Source organism: Cupriavidus sp. NPDC089707, from assembly GCF_044748965.1.
GTDB lineage: Bacteria > Pseudomonadota > Gammaproteobacteria > Burkholderiales > Burkholderiaceae > Cupriavidus.
Map to the genome: position 1 here is coordinate 27,272 of NZ_JBIVHB010000038.1, position 14,051 is coordinate 41,322.

The window sequence follows — 14,051 nt, forward strand, 5'->3', positions numbered from 1 at the left end:
GCCATGACGCAAGCGCAGTGCATCGCGCAGTCCGGCGAGACCGGCGCCGCCGCGAGTCTCCTGGCAACCCGGCTTGCCGCGCTCGAAGCCCAGAACGCGGCGCGGCGCACGCTGTCCCGCTATATGTCGTTGTGCGACGTGCCGGCGCCGAGCGATGCACGTGACGTAGAACTGGAAGCCCTGTTCACCGGCGACGCCATATGGGAAGGCGTCGGCGCCGAATACGCCACGGGGTTCGGCCGGCACGTCGGACCGGCCGCCATCGGCGACTTCCTGCGCGGCTACCTTCCGCCCTCGCCGCATTTCCTGCGCAACGTGCACTTCCTCACCAGCGAAGCGATGGCCGCGGAAGCGGGCGTTGTGCGCGGCCACTGGATCATGCAGCAGCTATCGGTCCATGCCGGCGGGAAGACCGCACTGATTTCGGCACGCCTGGCCGTCGAATTCGCGGTCGACACTGACGGAACCGCCCGCATCAGGCATTTCCAGACGGAGCGGTTGTCGTGCCTGGAGATCGCGCTAGCGCGCAAGGAGACGTCGCAATGACCGCCTTCGTCTCACGCATCCGCCTGGGGGGCTCCGGTCCCGCCATCGCCATCAAGGATTCCATCGACATCGCGGGCTACCCCACGGCCGCGGGCAGCCGGGCGCTGCGCGATGCGCCGCCCGCTGCCGAGCACGCGGAAGTGGTGTCCCGGCTTCTCGATGCCGGCTGGTCCATCGTCGGCAAGACCACGATGCACGAACTCGCCTTCGGTATCTCGGGCATCAACGACTTCGCCGGCACACCGGTCAACCCCCAGGCTCCCGATCGCATTCCGGGTGGTTCTTCCAGCGGCTCCGCCGCCGCGGTAGCCGCCGGCGAAGTGCGCATCGCGCTGGGCACCGATACCGGCGGATCCATCCGCATGCCCGCAGCCTGTTGCGGGGTCGTTGGCCTGAAGCCGACCTTTGGCCGCGTCAGCCGCCGGGGCGCGCATCCGGCCGAGTCCTCGCTCGATTGCGTTGGCCCCTTCGCGGATGACGTCGGGGGCATCGTCGCCGCGATGGCGGTGATTGCGCCGGGCTTCGACGCATTGCAGGCGCACGGTTCCGGGCGGTGCTTCCGCATCGGCCTGCTGGACGATGTGCAGGCGGACCCCGCGATTCTCGAAGCCGTCGCCAGTGCGCTACGCAAGTCAGGCATCTCCGCGCAACGTGTCCGACTCGACGGCATGGGGGCCGCCTATGAGGCCGGCATGCAGATCATCAGTGCCGAGACCTGGGCGGCCTTCGGCCACCTGACCGGCTCGGGTGCATTGCAGCCCGATGTCGAGCAACGCCTGCTGGCCGCCTGCCACGTCGGGCGCGACGATCTGCTGCAGGCCGAAGTCGTGCGCCATGCATTCATGGCGCAGGTCGACACCGTGCTCGACGAAGTCGACGCCATCGTGCTGCCCACGCTTCCCGGATTGCCCCCGACCCTTGCCGCAGTCCGCGAAGGGGCGCCGATCCTCGGCCTGACCTCGCTGGTGCGGCCCTTCAACCTGAGTGGCCATCCCGCACTCACCCTGCCCGTGCCGCTGCCCGGCGTCCCCGGCGTCACCATCAGGGCGGGGCTCCAGATCGTCGGACGCAAGCGTGACGACGAGACGGTCTGCGCCATCGCAACCCGGATCGAGCGCGCCGTCGCTGCCGATGGTGCCTCCCACTGAACCCACGGAGAACTAGCATGTGTTCCCACGATACCCACGATAGCTACCAGCCGCTGACCTTCGCGGCAAAGCCTGAGCAACTGGTGCAGGCGGACCGCGTGGACGGTTCGATGTACTACGATCCCGGCCTGTTCGAGCTCGAGCAAGAGCGCATTTTCTACAAGACCTGGATCTGGGTCGCGCACGAGAGCGAGATCCGCAACCCCGGCGACTTCAAGACCACGAAGATTGGGCGCCAGCCCGTCATTGTCGTGCGCGACAAGACCGGCGCCATCCGCGTGCTCGAGAATCGCTGCCGCCATCGCGGCGCCACGGTGTGCGAGAAGTCGAAAGGCAACGCCACCGGTTTCACCTGCCCGTACCATAGCTGGTCCTACGGCCTGGACGGCAAGCTGCGCGCCCTGCCCTACCCCGACGGCTACGAGGACATCCTCGACAAGACAGAACTGCCGCTGCGCTCGCTGCGCGTGGACAGCTACGCCGGCATGATATTCGCCAGCTTCAACCAGGATGTGGAACCGCTCGGCGACTTCCTCGGCGAGGCAAAGCGCTGGATCGACCTGTTCATGAAGCAAGGCGCGGGCTATCCCATCAAGACGCAGGGCGAACACAAATTCCGCTTCCGGGGCAACTGGAAGATCCAGCTCGAGAACACCACCGACGGCTACCACTTCCCGATCGTCCACAAGTCGTGGATGTCGTCGGTGGATGAAGAGACGTCCGAGATGCTGTCCTTCATGACCGACGAAAAGGCGGTCACCCACGCGCTGGGCAACGGCCACAGCGTGATGGTGATGGTGCCCGGGCACGTCGACCTCGACCAGGACGACGGCACGGAGCCGTTGCAGGAACGCTTCGCGCACGTGACCGAGGCGCTCTCAAAAGAGATGCCGCCCGAGCAGGTGCGCCGCATCGTCCGTGCGCTGCATGGCGCGGGCTTCAACCTGAACTTGTTTCCCAACGTCGCGATGTCGATGGCCTTCTTCCGCGTGCTGCATCCGGTATCGGCGACGGAAACCGAGATTCGCCACATTGCCCTGGGCATGGACGGCGGCCCCGAGATCGCCAACCGCGAGCGGCTGCGCATCCACGAGCACTTCCAGGGCCCCTTCGGCTTCGGCAGCCCTGACGACGCCGAAGCCTGGGAGCGCGTGCAGCGCGGCTCGTACGCCGGCAAGGACGTGCCGATCCTGGTCAACCGCGGCCTGAACCGCGAAATCGTCGCCGACAACGGCGACAAGATCTCGCACGCCACCGACGAAGGGGGCATGCGCGAAGCCTACCGCATGTGGAAAAGGATGATGAGCGATGAATAAGCCGAACGAACTGTCCGTGGTCTCGCCCTCGCTGCAGCTTGCCGCCGAGTTCATCTGGCGCGAGGCGGAACTGCTCGACCGCAAGAACTATCAGCAGTGGGCCGGACTGTGGAGCGACACCGGCCACTACGTGGTGCCGATCGACCCGGACACCACCGACTTCGAGGCCACGCTGAACTACGCCTACGACGACGCGCGCATGCGTGCCATGCGCATCGAGCGCCTGACCTCCGGCAACTCCGTGTCGGCCGTCGATGCCGCCCGTACCGTGCGCACCGTCTCGCGCTTCACCGAGGTATCGCGTTCGGCTGACGTCGTCGAGGTCAGCTCGGCGCAGGTCCTGGTTGCGTACAAGCGCGAGATCCACACGCTTTTCGCGGCAGACCTGACACACCGCCTGCGCTTCACGCCGGAAGGCATCCGCCTGGAACAGAAGGTGGTGCGTCTGATCAACTCCGCCGACAGCCTGAACGCTCTCGGATTCCTGCTGTAGGAGGCGTCATGAAACGAGTTGCCCTGATCACCGGCGCCGCGCGCGGCCTCGGCGAAGTCATCGCGCGCCGCATGCACGCCGCCGGTTACCGGGTGGCGCTTGGCGACCTCGACCTCCGTGCGGCATGCGCCGTCGCCGATTCGCTGGACCGCTCCGGCGAATCGGCCATCGGCCTTGCCCTCGACGTGACCGACAAGAGCGCGTTCGAGTCAGCCCTGGCGACATTGCAGGAGCGCTGGGCTGGCACCGACGTGCTGGTCAACAACGCTGGCAGGTCCAAGGTTTCGGCGCTGATGGATATCAGCCCCGAAGAGTTCGACCAGGTGGTGGCCATCAACCTGCGCGGCACCTTCGTCGGCTCGCAGGTGTTCGGCGCGCATTTTGCGCAGCGGGGCTTCGGCCGCATCGTCAATATCGGCTCGCTTGCCGGCCAGAGCGGCGGCACCGCCACTGGCGCGCACTACGCCGCGGCAAAGGGCGGTGTCGCGGTCCTGACCAAAGTCTTCGCGCGCGAACTCGCTGCGCATGGGGTGACCGTGAACTGCGTCTCGCCCGGTCCGCTGGACCTGCCGGTCGTGCATGAAACCGTGCCGGCCGATCGGCTCGACGCGATTCGCCGGTCGATCCCCGTCCAGCGGCTTGGGTCGCCCGAATATGTGGCGGATGTCGTGCTGCTGCTGGCCGCCGACTCCGCGGGCGCGGTCACGGGAGCCAACTGGGACGCGAACGGCGGCCTCCTGATGCGCTGATCTTGCGCGCGAAAACTGGTTCAAGGTAGTTAGTCTGGAAGGGTAGTCATGTACAAAGTCAGAGTCGAAAAGGTTGTGGAAGAGGCAGTCGGAATCCGCTCATTCCGCCTGGTGCCCTGCGATGGCGCAGCGCTTGAGCCCTATGAGCCGGGGGCTCACGTCGACGTGCTCGGGCCGACCGGCGTCACACGCCAGTATTCCCTGTGCAGCCCGCCCGACGATACGTCAGGCTACCTGATCGCGGTGAAGCGCGAGGACGCCTCGCGCGGAGGCTCCGCCGCGCTGCACGAGAGCGTGCAGGAAGGCGCGGAATTGTCTATCAGTGCCCCGCGCAACCTGTTCAGCCTCGAAGCGGGGGCCAGCGAGTACCTGCTGTTCGCCGCCGGCATCGGCATCACGCCGCTGCTGAGCATGGCGTACCGTCTGAACCGGCTCGGCCAGCCGTACCACCTGCACTACTTTGTGCGCTCGCGGGGGCATGCCGCCTTTGTCCATCTCCTGGAGTCCGAAGCGTTCGAGGGCAAGGTGACGTTCCACATGGCCAAGGAGCGCGATGATGTAGGGCAAGTGCTTGCCGGCTGCATGGCGAATGCAGCGCCGGGCGCGCTCGCCTATACCTGCGGACCTGCTGCCTTCATGCGCCGCGTCGTCGAGGAGGGCGAGCGGAGCATTGGGCCAGATGCGGTTCACCTGGAGCACTTCCAGGCCGATCCCGAGGCGGCGAGTCTGCCGGCCGGAGCCTTCGAGGCCGAACTGGCGCAGAGTGGAAAGGTCATTGTCGTCCCGGAAGGCATTTCGCTCGTCGATGCCCTGCAGGCCGCTGGTTGCGATATCGACACCGAATGCCGCGAAGGCATTTGCGGCACGTGCGTGGTGCCCGTGCTCGCGGGCGAGCCGGATCACCGCGACAACTGCCTCTCCAAAAAGGAGAAGGCGTCCAACAAGCAGATCTGTGCCTGCGTGTCGCGCTCGCGCACGGCCCGGATCGTTCTGGATCTGTAGCACGGCGGCCTTGCGGCCGCTTCCAACCATCAATACCCCAAACAAAAGGAGACTCCATCATGGCTGAAATGAATGCCGCACAGCTTCTTGAACTGGTGAACAGCCGCCGCATCGGCAAGGACGGCAACGAGCGCGTGCGCGCCATCACCGCACGCATCGTCGGCGACCTGTTCCGCACCATCGACGAATTCGACGTCAATCCGGATGAATTCTGGGCCGCCGTCAAATGGCTGACCCGTCTGGGCCAGGCCGACATGATCGGCCTCATCACCGCCGGTCTCGGCTTCGACCGCCTGCTCGATATCCGTGAGGATGAGGCCGATCTGGCTGCCGCACGCGCCTCCGGCACGTCGCGCGCCATCGAAGGCCCGCTCTATGTGCCCGGCGCCCCGCTGTCGCGCAACGAGGTTCGTCTCGACGCCGGCAACGAGAACAAGGGCACACCGTTCGTCATGGAAGGCCAGGTGCTTGGCATCGACGGCCGGCCGGTGCCGCACGCCGTGATCGACGTCTGGCACTGCAATGAATTCGGTCGCTACTCGCACTTCGACCCGTCCCAGTCGGATTACAACCTGCGCCGCCGCATCGAGACCGACGAACTCGGCCGCTACCGGTTTCGCAGCTTCCTGCCGCCCGGTTATGCGATTCCGCCCAACAGCCCGGTATCCGAGCTCTTCGATCTGCTGGGCCGTCACGGCAACCGCCCCGCGCATATCCACTTCCTCGTTTCCGGTGAGGGCAAGCGTGCGCTGACCACACAGGTCAACATTCCGGGTGACACCTACCTGGACGACGATTTCGCCTTTGCCACGCGTGACGGGCTCATTGTGGAGCTTGAGCAGGTTAAAAGCGCGGCAGGGTACGAATCGCTCGAAATCACCGCCCCATTCACCCGGATCCGGTTCGACTTCCGCTTGCAGGATGCGGCGAACGAACGCGAGGCGCTTCCCGCCAGTCGGTATGAGACCGAACGTGGCTAAGGCCCTGCAGCGGCGAAGCTTATTGCGGTAGCCGCTTTGCTCTCGTAGTCGCTCGCTGTGCCGCACCGCGAGCGACAGACCTTATCAGCTCGCGAGTCCGGCGCCTATAACGGTACTGAACTGCATTTAGGTGCCTGTGCTCTGCAGCGCACGCGTTGGCAGGTTGAGAGGTGAAGCATGACTATCACCAAGCGTCGAGTGTCCGCCAACTCTGAAGGGCTTCGCGTGCGTGATGTAACGCTTTCTGCGAGTGATGACTTCGGCGCCAAGCAGGAGAAGCTGGCGCGCATCATGCTGGACGCGATGTACCAGTTCGTCGGCCTGCTGGATGTGCACGGCAACATGCTTGAAATAAACCGGGCAGCTCTGGAGGCAGTGGGCATATGCATGGACGACATTCGCGGAAAGCCGTTCTGGGAAGCTCGATGGTGGGACATATCGGGCGGGACACGGAAAATGCTGCGCGAATTGATCCTCCGTGCAAGCCAGGGGGAGTTCGTCCGGTGCGACTTTGAGGTCTACGGTCAGTCAATGGGCGAGGAAACCATCATCGTTGATTTCTCACTATTACCCATCAAGGATTCGGACGGCAACGTGGTATTCCTGCTTCCGGAAGGCCGCAATATCACTGAAAAGAAGCGCGCCGAGGAAGCGATAGCCAGCAAGAATGAAGAACTGCGTGCAAGCGGGGAGCTGATCCGTCGTCAGCGCGACGAACTCCAGGAGCTTTACGACAGAATCGTCTCCGAGCAGAAACTGTCCGAACGGTTGCTGCTCAATCTTCTGCCTTATCCCATCGCGGAGCGGCTGAAGACACGTGCAGACTTGATCGCCAACACCATTCCGGAAATTATCGCGGACAGCTTTCCTGCAGTCACGGTCTTGTTTGCGGACATTGTCGCATTTAGCCGGTTCTCGGCTGGCATGAGTCCTGAGCAGTTGGTGACAATCCTCAACGAAGTCTTCGCCGAATTCGATACGATTGCGGACGACCGGGGTCTCGAAAAGATCAAGACAATCGGGGACGCATATATGGCTGCCGCCGGGCTGCCGAAGCCAGCAGAGGATCACGCGATTCGAGCTGCGCATATGGCCCTGGATATGATCGAGGCGCTCGAGTTATTCAATCAGCGCAGGGGCTTCGAATTGCAGATGCGGATCGGACTGAATAGCGGCCCAGTGGTCGCTGGCGTTATTGGCAAACGGAAGTTCATCTACGATTTATGGGGTGATGCGGTTAACACTGCCAGCCGGATGGAATCTCATGGTGTCGCCGGGCGCGTGCAATTGACGGATGCCACGCGGCGCTTGCTTGGAAGACAGTTCCTTGTGGAAGAGCGGGGAGCCATTGAGGCGAAAGGCTTAGGCACACTTCATACGTGGTTCCTGACTGGCCGAAGTGGTTCCACCATCCCAATAGCACAAGTCTTTTAGTCGGCGCGTATACCGCGCTGGCGGATCAGCGCGCCCCACTTCTCGGTCTCCTTGACCAAGTGGTCGCGCAGCACAGCAGGCGTGCTCCCAATCGGTTCCGCCCCAATCTGAGCCAGGCGCTGCTGAACCGCCGGCTTGCGCAATGCCTCCAGCATCGCGCGATTCAGCGTGTCGATAACGGACTGTGGTGCCTTTGCTGGTACAAAGGCGGCAAACCATGGCGACAGCTCATAGCCCGGCAGTCCGGCTTCGGCCACGGTTGGCACATTGGGCAACGCGCTGGATCGCCTGGCGGTGGTGACTGCGATGGGAGTCAGCTTGCCCGACTCGATCTGCGGTTTGGCCGAGGTGATGCTGTCGAACATATAGTCCACCTGGCCGCCCAGCAGGTCGGTCATGGCCGGACCACTGCCCTTGTATGGGATGTGCAGCATGTCGACACCAGCCATTGAGGTAAAAAGCTCGGCTGCCAGGTGAATCGAGGTGCCATTGCCGGCTGAGGCATAAGTGTACTTGCCAGGGGACGCCTTGGCATGGGCGATCACGTCCTTGACGGTAGTTTCCTGCCGGCGCGACTTGTTGGCGACCAGCACATTGGGCACCACGGCCAGCAGCGACACCGGGGCGAAATCCTTGACCGGGTCGTACGAGAGCTTTCCGTATAGCGTCGGGTTCACCGCCATGCCGTTGGCGACGATGATCAGCGTGTAGCCGTCGGCCGGCGCGCGCGCCACCAGTTCGGCGCCGATATTGCCGCCGGCGCCGGGCCGGTTCTCGACCACCACCGGCTGGCCCAGTGTGCGGGACATCTCTTCGCCCAGCGTGCGCGCGATGTTGTCCATCGCACCGCCAGCGGGAAACGGCACGATCCAGCGGATCGGGTGGTCGGGATAGGCCGCCTGCGCCACCGGCGCTGCGAACAAAAGGCTCGCTGCCAGGGCAAGCGCGCCTGCGCGGCCGGTGCAGGCCAGCCGCCGGAACAACGTCTTCATGGTCTCCCCTATGGGTTCCCGCATCTTGCGGTTATTTGTGGCAGGTCGCCCGTTCAGCGGATCGACGACGGATGCTTAGCCAGCGGAGTCGCATGAGTCTTCATGTACGGGAACCGGATTCGATCGAATCAATCGTCACTGTCATACCTTTTGTTTCAGTGGAGGATCGTTGAGGGAGTATGAATCTTGACGTCCATGGTGTCCAAGACCGATGATGTCTCAATAGATACCCCCTAGGTATGGCATGGAACTTAGACACCTCCGTTATTTCCACGTTGTGGCCGAGGAACTCAACGTCACGCGCGCGGCCGAGCGGCTGCATATGGCCCAACCGCCCCTTTCCCGACAGATCCGGCAGCTCGAGGATGAGGTAGGCGTTCCGCTGTTCGACCGGGTCGGCCGCGGCCTGCGGCTCACTGAAGCGGGCCGGTTTCTACTTGAGCAGACAACGCAATTGACCCAGCGCCTGGAAGAAACCATCGAAAGCGCGCGGCGCATTGGGCGCCAGGAAAAGCGATGGTTCGGTATTGGTTTCGTGCCCTCGGTCCTCTACGGGGTGTTGCCAAATCTGATCCGGGAATTGCGCGAGTCCGAGCAGCAGGTAGAGGTTGGGCTGGCCGAAATGATTACCGTCGAGCAGGTCGAGGCGCTCAAATCCGGCCGCATCGACCTAGGTTTCGGCCGCATCGCACTGAAGGATCCGGCCATCCGCCAGCAAGTGGTGATGGTCGAACCGCTGGTGGCCGTGATGCCTGCCAGCGTGCCGTCCGGGCACGAGGCGCTGACGCCGAAACTGCTGGCGTCGCATCCTTTCATCATCTATCCGGCCCGCCCCCGGCCCAGCTATGCCGACCACCTCCTGTCGCTGTTCCGCACACAAGGCTTGGAGTTGTGCGTGGCACAGGAAGCCAATGAATTGCAGACCGCTCTAGGATTGGTGGCAGCGGGCGTTGGCATAACGTTGGTGCCTGCGTCAATTCAGCGGCTGCATCGCGACGATGTGCAGTATCTTGGCATCGATGCTCCGGGCTTCGTCTCACCAGTCATCATGAGCTACCGCGAGGGCGACACATCGCCATTCTTGGCACGCACCTTGGACTGGGTCGCAACGCATGGGTGTTAGCGCCGATGTAAAAATGACCCCACCCCGCCGAAGTTGTGTTGAATTTGCCCGATCAGGATCAGCGTGTTGCGCATCAGGATGCCCGAAAGCGCAATCAGGCCGACCAGCGCGTTGATGCCGAACGGCTGCCCAAGCAGAATCAGCGTTGGAACCACACCAATCAGGCCGAGCGGACTGGTCAGGAACACCATCACCATCGCCGGAATCGATCGCACCTGAAACATGAGGATGAGCAGGGTCACCGCTAGCATGATCGGGAACAACGGCAGCATAGCTTTCGTCGCCTTGCCCGATTCTTCGATGGACCCTGCTTGCTCGATGCGGTATCCGCTGGGTAGTTTCTCGATGATTGGTTGAAGCTGCTTGCTGATGGCTGTCGACACGTCGGGCGGGTGCAGCCCATCGGCAATATCGCCGCGCACCGTGATGGTCGGCATGCGGTCGCGCCGGCGGATGATGGGCTCTTCCATGCGCACATCGATATTGCCCACCTGTGAGAGCGGAATGCGTTGTCCGTTGGTGCCTGCCAGCGTGAAGTCCGCGATATTGGCGGGGTCGAGTCGAACCTCGCCGGCCGAGCGCGCGGTCACCTGCACGGTGCGGATGTCCTCGCGCACGGCTGTCACCGGAATGCCGTTGAGCAGGAATTGCAGTTGTTGTGCGACCGCGCTGGAGGTCAGTCCCACGGCCTGCAGGCGGTCCTGCTGCAAGGTGAAGTGCAGCGTCGGTACGCGCATCCCCCAGTCGCTGTTGACCGTGCGCATCATCGGGCTCGCGTCCATGACTTGCTGGACATCGGCCGCGATGCGGCGCAACGTTTCCGCATCCGGGCCGGTCACGCGGTAGGCAACAGGGAACGGCGAATACGGACCGAACACGAGCTGGGTGACCCGCACGCGCGCCTCGGGGGCAAGGCCGTCGGCGATGGCCTTGCGCAGGCGCTGCTTCAACGCGTCACGCTCTTCCTGGCTATCGGTGCGGATCACGATCTTCGAACGACGGATCGGGCAATTCCGGCCCCATCGCCAGATAAAAGCGCGGCGCACCCTGGCCAACGTAAGCCGTTACGATCCTGGCTTCCTTCTGTTTGGCCAGCCCGCGCGGCCCAGCTTAAAGAAGGAAAGGAGTCCCGCCAGTGAGATCAGGCAGATCAGGAACAAGGTAACAGCACGCTCCAGTGCAGCGAGTGCCGATAGATTGAAGCGACCTTGGCTCACAGGCGTGCTCCCGCGATATCAGTGCTGCCGACTTGGCCCGCCACACGGACTTGCTGTCCTTCACGCAGAAGTTGCGCGCCAAGCGAAACAATCCGGTCCCCTTGTTTGACTTGACCCGCAACGCGGGCGGCTTCGTCGCCGAGATGCACGATGGTGACGGAACGCCACGACACCTTGGCCGGATCCCCCTGGATGACCCACACGCCCGTGCCCTTACCGGCATCGAACACTGCGCCCAGCGGCACCTGCAGATCGCCTTGCGCGGTGACAAGCCGATCTGCGATCTGGATTGTCACGGTGGCGCCCAGCGGCGCGTTGGCCAGTTCGCCCTCTAGCACATAGCGTGCTTCGAAGGTGCGGGTCAGCCGATCCGCAGCATCCGACAGTTGTCGCAGCTTGGCAGGCACGCCCGTGGTGTCCCCGCCGAAAAGCGTGGCCATCGCGACAGATCCGATCGTCGGCCGCAGCGTTTCCGGAAGTTGGACAACTGCTTCGCGGCGGCCAGAATGGGCCAGCCTTACGACGGCCTGCCCCGCGTTGACGACCTGCCCCGGCTCGGCCAGCGTTTCCATTACAACCCCGTCGCCGTCGGCAACCAGCTCGGCGTAGCGGCTGGCGTTTCGTGCAACGTCCGCCTGCGCTTCTGCCGCGCTGAGTTGGGCGCGTGCCGCGTCGGCCGCAGCCTTTGCCTGGTCGTAAGCGGAGGCGGAAATTGCTCCCGTTCCGCGCAGATCGCGGTAGCGGGCTTCGTCTTCCGCCGCTTGTTTCGCGCGTGCCCGCGCAGCCGTCACGGCTTCCTGCTGCGCATGCGCGGTGAGCTTCAAATCGACGGGATCGATGCGCATGAGCGGCTGCCCGCGCTTGACGGTTTGTCCCGCGTCCACGAGCCGTTCCAGCACTTGCCGGGCACGCGGAAGCCGATGTCGCTCTGGACCCTGGCAGCGACGACCCCGGTGAATGCACGCGATACGGAGCCGACCGGCTGCACGAGCGCGGCGCGGACCAAGGGTGCCTCGGTGCGCGGATCGGCAGGGGCCTTTTCGCCGCAAGCGCTCAATGCGAGCGACAACGCACAAATAACGGTAGAGGTAACAAAGCGGCGCGAAAGCATGAAGGCCCCACACCACTGCCGAACAGGCTTCCGGCGCCCACCGATGTAGCGCTGCCGATCAGGCCGCTGAGCGAGAACTTCGGGTAGTACTCGGCAATGGCGGCACCGATGCGCGCGTTGGAAGCCGCCAGGCGGCGCTCTGCGACGATGAGGTCGGGTCGGCGCCTCAGCAATTCACCTGGCGATCCGCTGGTCGCAATCTGCGGAGCGGCCGGGATGTCGCGGTCTTGCGCAAGCGCTCGGCCGCCAGCCCCTTGCCGTAAAGCAGGTTGATGGTGGAGAGCAATTCTCCTTGCGTCTGCACCTGGTGACGGGCCACCTTCAGGCGCGCCTGCAGACCACGGATGGTGATGTAGATATCGGCGGTCTGTGCAGCTACAGCCAGCCGCGTAGCGATCGCACCGGCCTTGGACGCCTGGTATTCGGCAAGCGCTGCCTGGGCGAGCGAACCTTCGGTCTGCCGGACCTGAAGCGCTCCGCCCGGTACGTGCCCGGCAGCGCGCCGAGCATCACGTCGAGCGCGTTCATTGCCGCATCGAGGCCGACTTCGAGCGGGGGAATCGACGCGCGAACCAATTTGCCGGCGTGCTCGGCCTTCGCTGGCGCCTGTTCGACTTCGGCCGCATCAACGCCCAGATCGATCAGGCCAAGGGAGAAGAGGCTGAAATGCTGGCTGCGTACCGGCTCGCCGTGCTACGCGCCGCGGAAGACGTGGAAAACGCCTTCTCCGCACTGGTCAAACGCGAGGAGCAGGCGGCCGTTCTCACACAAGGCGTGGATTCCCTCGGCGGCGCGCGCGACGCTTCATTTTCTGCCTACCAGAAAGGCGTCGTCAGTCTGATCGAAGTCCTGCAGGCCGATGAAAACCTGCTGCGTGCGTCAGACGCGCACGCCCAGGCGCAAACGGAATCGGCACGCGCTGCCGTCGCGGCATTCAAGGCGCTGGGCGGTGGCTGGCAGCCTGACGAATCGATCGCCGTTGCAGGCAAATAGTCTCTCCGCGAATGTGGCTGCGCTTTCAGTGCGGTGCGCCACGTCGAGGTACCCGATTTTCCGTTTATCCATTCAGAAAGAAGCTGCCATGTCCAATTCCCAAGTCGTCGTGATTACCGGTGTGTCTTCGGGCATCGGCCGCGCCACCGCTGCGAAGTTTGCGTCCCGGGGCTTCCGCGTATTCGGCACGATACGCAACCTCGCTAAAGTGCGGCCGCTGCCCGGTGTTGAGTTGGTCGAGATGGATGTTCGCGATGAAGCGCGCGCGCTCGGCCGATCAGCGGTTCGGATATGTCCACGCCCAGCACTTGGCCCCCTGCGCCGACGCGGGCTGCGAGAGCCAGACTCGACGCGCCCGCGCCGCAGCCGATGTCCAGCACGCGCTCACCCGTCGCGGGCGCGGCGGCTTCTATCGCGGCCTGGCCGAACACCGCCACCATAGCGTCGAGCCGGGCCTGGTTGGCGACCCAGCGCTCCCCGCTTTGACCATTCCAGTCACCGACCTGATCGGCACTTTGCTCTGCCATGTCATCTCCTTGACTCGACGATCCGTCCTTCACCGCGCCAATCTACGCCGACCTTTTCGAAGGCGACGACGCAACGGGAGAAAGGAATCTGTGCTCTCAAACAACCATCGACTGCTGGGCGAAGATACCCGCCATCGCGCCCTGCGATGATGCCTGGGTGACCGAGGGCAAGAAGGGCGTGGCGAGGTCGCCAGCGGCGTAGATGCCGGGGATGCTGGTTTGGCGGCGCTCGTCGACTTTGAGGACGATGCCAGTGGGCGTATCGACCGTGGCGAGGCCCAGTGATTCATGCAGGCTTGCGGACGGCTTGTTGCGCGGATGGGCGAACAGGACGTCGACCGCGACATTGCGGCGGGTATCGAGATTGACGGTGGTGATATGGCCCTTGTGATGGGCGATCTCGACGATGCGGCCATCGAC

11 protein-coding genes and 6 pseudogenes are annotated in these 14,051 nt (G+C 64.0%); 11 read left to right on the forward strand and 6 right to left on the reverse strand.

Annotated features, from left to right (window positions below; all coding sequences use genetic code 11):
- The first annotated feature begins 3 nt into the window (after positions 1-3).
- From ACIP1U_RS31400 to ACIP1U_RS31435, 8 genes are all read left to right on the forward strand, one after another.
- The gene (locus ACIP1U_RS31400; RefSeq protein ID WP_400323467.1) at positions 4-546 is read left to right on the forward strand and encodes a nuclear transport factor 2 family protein; all 543 of its coding nucleotides are present in this window, start codon (positions 4-6) and stop codon (positions 544-546) included.
- On the forward strand, positions 543-1,694 hold the full coding sequence (locus ACIP1U_RS31405) for an amidase (protein WP_400323470.1): 1,152 nt from the start codon (positions 543-545) through the stop codon (positions 1,692-1,694). The genes ACIP1U_RS31400 and ACIP1U_RS31405 overlap by 4 nt, the downstream gene beginning before the upstream one ends.
- A gap of 17 nt (positions 1,695-1,711) precedes the next feature.
- Positions 1,712-3,010: a Rieske 2Fe-2S domain-containing protein gene (locus ACIP1U_RS31410; protein ID WP_400323473.1), complete on the forward strand. Its 1,299-nt coding sequence runs from the start codon at positions 1,712-1,714 to the stop codon at positions 3,008-3,010.
- Positions 3,003-3,503, forward strand: coding sequence for an aromatic-ring-hydroxylating dioxygenase subunit beta (locus ACIP1U_RS31415; RefSeq protein WP_400323476.1), 501 nt, complete (start codon positions 3,003-3,005; stop codon positions 3,501-3,503). The genes ACIP1U_RS31410 and ACIP1U_RS31415 overlap by 8 nt, the downstream gene beginning before the upstream one ends.
- Positions 3,504-3,511: 8 nt before the next feature.
- Positions 3,512-4,252: an SDR family NAD(P)-dependent oxidoreductase gene (locus ACIP1U_RS31420; RefSeq protein ID WP_400323478.1), complete on the forward strand. Its 741-nt coding sequence runs from the start codon at positions 3,512-3,514 to the stop codon at positions 4,250-4,252.
- Between the two features lie 48 nt (positions 4,253-4,300).
- The gene (locus tag ACIP1U_RS31425; RefSeq protein WP_400323481.1) at positions 4,301-5,254 is read left to right on the forward strand and encodes a PDR/VanB family oxidoreductase; all 954 of its coding nucleotides are present in this window, start codon (positions 4,301-4,303) and stop codon (positions 5,252-5,254) included.
- Between the two features lie 59 nt (positions 5,255-5,313).
- Positions 5,314-6,234 carry a dioxygenase gene (locus tag ACIP1U_RS31430; RefSeq protein ID WP_400323484.1) on the forward strand — a complete coding sequence of 307 codons (921 nt, stop codon included), beginning with the start codon at positions 5,314-5,316 and terminating at the stop codon, positions 6,232-6,234.
- 177 nt (positions 6,235-6,411) lie between these two features.
- A complete protein-coding gene (locus tag ACIP1U_RS31435) occupies positions 6,412-7,668 on the forward strand; it encodes an adenylate/guanylate cyclase domain-containing protein (RefSeq protein WP_400323486.1) in 1,257 nt (418 codons plus the stop codon).
- Here the strand turns inward: ACIP1U_RS31435 and ACIP1U_RS31440 are convergent.
- Positions 7,665-8,660 (reverse strand): tripartite tricarboxylate transporter substrate binding protein, encoded by a 996-nt coding sequence (locus ACIP1U_RS31440; RefSeq protein WP_400323489.1) that lies wholly within the window; start codon positions 8,658-8,660, stop codon positions 7,665-7,667. The genes ACIP1U_RS31435 and ACIP1U_RS31440 overlap by 4 nt on opposite strands.
- Positions 8,661-8,904: 244 nt before the next feature.
- Between ACIP1U_RS31440 and ACIP1U_RS31445 the strand changes: the two genes are divergently transcribed.
- Positions 8,905-9,783: a LysR family transcriptional regulator gene (locus tag ACIP1U_RS31445; RefSeq protein ID WP_400323492.1), complete on the forward strand. Its 879-nt coding sequence runs from the start codon at positions 8,905-8,907 to the stop codon at positions 9,781-9,783.
- A 32-nt stretch (positions 9,784-9,815) separates the two neighbouring features.
- On the opposite strand, the pseudogene ACIP1U_RS31450 reads toward ACIP1U_RS31445, so the two are convergent.
- From ACIP1U_RS31450 to ACIP1U_RS31460, 3 pseudogenes are all read right to left on the reverse strand, one after another.
- Positions 9,816-10,878 (reverse strand): annotated as a pseudogene (locus tag ACIP1U_RS31450) (efflux RND transporter permease subunit); the annotation flags it as partial.
- A 118-nt stretch (positions 10,879-10,996) separates the two neighbouring features.
- Positions 10,997-12,111: pseudogene (locus tag ACIP1U_RS31455) on the reverse strand (efflux RND transporter periplasmic adaptor subunit).
- Between the two features lie 11 nt (positions 12,112-12,122).
- Positions 12,123-12,550 (reverse strand): annotated as a pseudogene (locus ACIP1U_RS31460) (TolC family protein); the annotation flags it as partial.
- A 128-nt stretch (positions 12,551-12,678) separates the two neighbouring features.
- Between ACIP1U_RS31460 and ACIP1U_RS31465 the strand changes: the two are divergent.
- Together ACIP1U_RS31465 and ACIP1U_RS31470 are read left to right on the forward strand one after the other, a co-directional pair.
- Positions 12,679-13,104: pseudogene (locus ACIP1U_RS31465) on the forward strand (TolC family protein); the annotation flags it as partial.
- Between the two features lie 88 nt (positions 13,105-13,192).
- Positions 13,193-13,366, forward strand: a pseudogene (locus tag ACIP1U_RS31470) (SDR family NAD(P)-dependent oxidoreductase); the annotation flags it as partial.
- On the opposite strand, the pseudogene ACIP1U_RS31475 reads toward ACIP1U_RS31470, so the two are convergent.
- Positions 13,362-13,631: pseudogene (locus tag ACIP1U_RS31475) on the reverse strand (methyltransferase domain-containing protein); the annotation flags it as partial. The pseudogenes ACIP1U_RS31470 and ACIP1U_RS31475 sit on opposite strands and share 5 nt — an antisense overlap.
- A 96-nt stretch (positions 13,632-13,727) precedes the next feature.
- On the reverse strand, positions 13,728-14,051 hold a 324-nt coding region (locus ACIP1U_RS31480), incomplete at its 5' end, for an FAD-dependent oxidoreductase (protein ID WP_400323495.1).

Bases quoted from the DNA above. Each gene is read 5' to 3' on its own strand.
- ACIP1U_RS31415 (WP_400323476.1), top strand. From the start codon at position 3,003: ATGAATAAGCCGAACGAACTGTCCGTGGTCTCGCCCTCGCTGCAGCTT.
- ACIP1U_RS31425 (WP_400323481.1), top strand. From the start codon at position 4,301: ATGTACAAAGTCAGAGTCGAAAAGGTTGTGGAAGAGGCAGTCGGAATC.
- ACIP1U_RS31405 (WP_400323470.1), top strand. From the start codon at position 543: ATGACCGCCTTCGTCTCACGCATCCGCCTGGGGGGCTCCGGTCCCGCC.
- ACIP1U_RS31400 (WP_400323467.1), top strand. From the start codon at position 4: ATGACGCAAGCGCAGTGCATCGCGCAGTCCGGCGAGACCGGCGCCGCC.
- ACIP1U_RS31445 (WP_400323492.1), top strand. From the start codon at position 8,905: ATGGAACTTAGACACCTCCGTTATTTCCACGTTGTGGCCGAGGAACTC.
- ACIP1U_RS31420 (WP_400323478.1), top strand. From the start codon at position 3,512: ATGAAACGAGTTGCCCTGATCACCGGCGCCGCGCGCGGCCTCGGCGAA.
- ACIP1U_RS31410 (WP_400323473.1), top strand. From the start codon at position 1,712: ATGTGTTCCCACGATACCCACGATAGCTACCAGCCGCTGACCTTCGCG.
- ACIP1U_RS31440 (WP_400323489.1), bottom strand. From the start codon at position 8,660: ATGAAGACGTTGTTCCGGCGGCTGGCCTGCACCGGCCGCGCAGGCGCG.
- ACIP1U_RS31435 (WP_400323486.1), top strand. From the start codon at position 6,412: ATGACTATCACCAAGCGTCGAGTGTCCGCCAACTCTGAAGGGCTTCGC.
- ACIP1U_RS31430 (WP_400323484.1), top strand. From the start codon at position 5,314: ATGGCTGAAATGAATGCCGCACAGCTTCTTGAACTGGTGAACAGCCGC.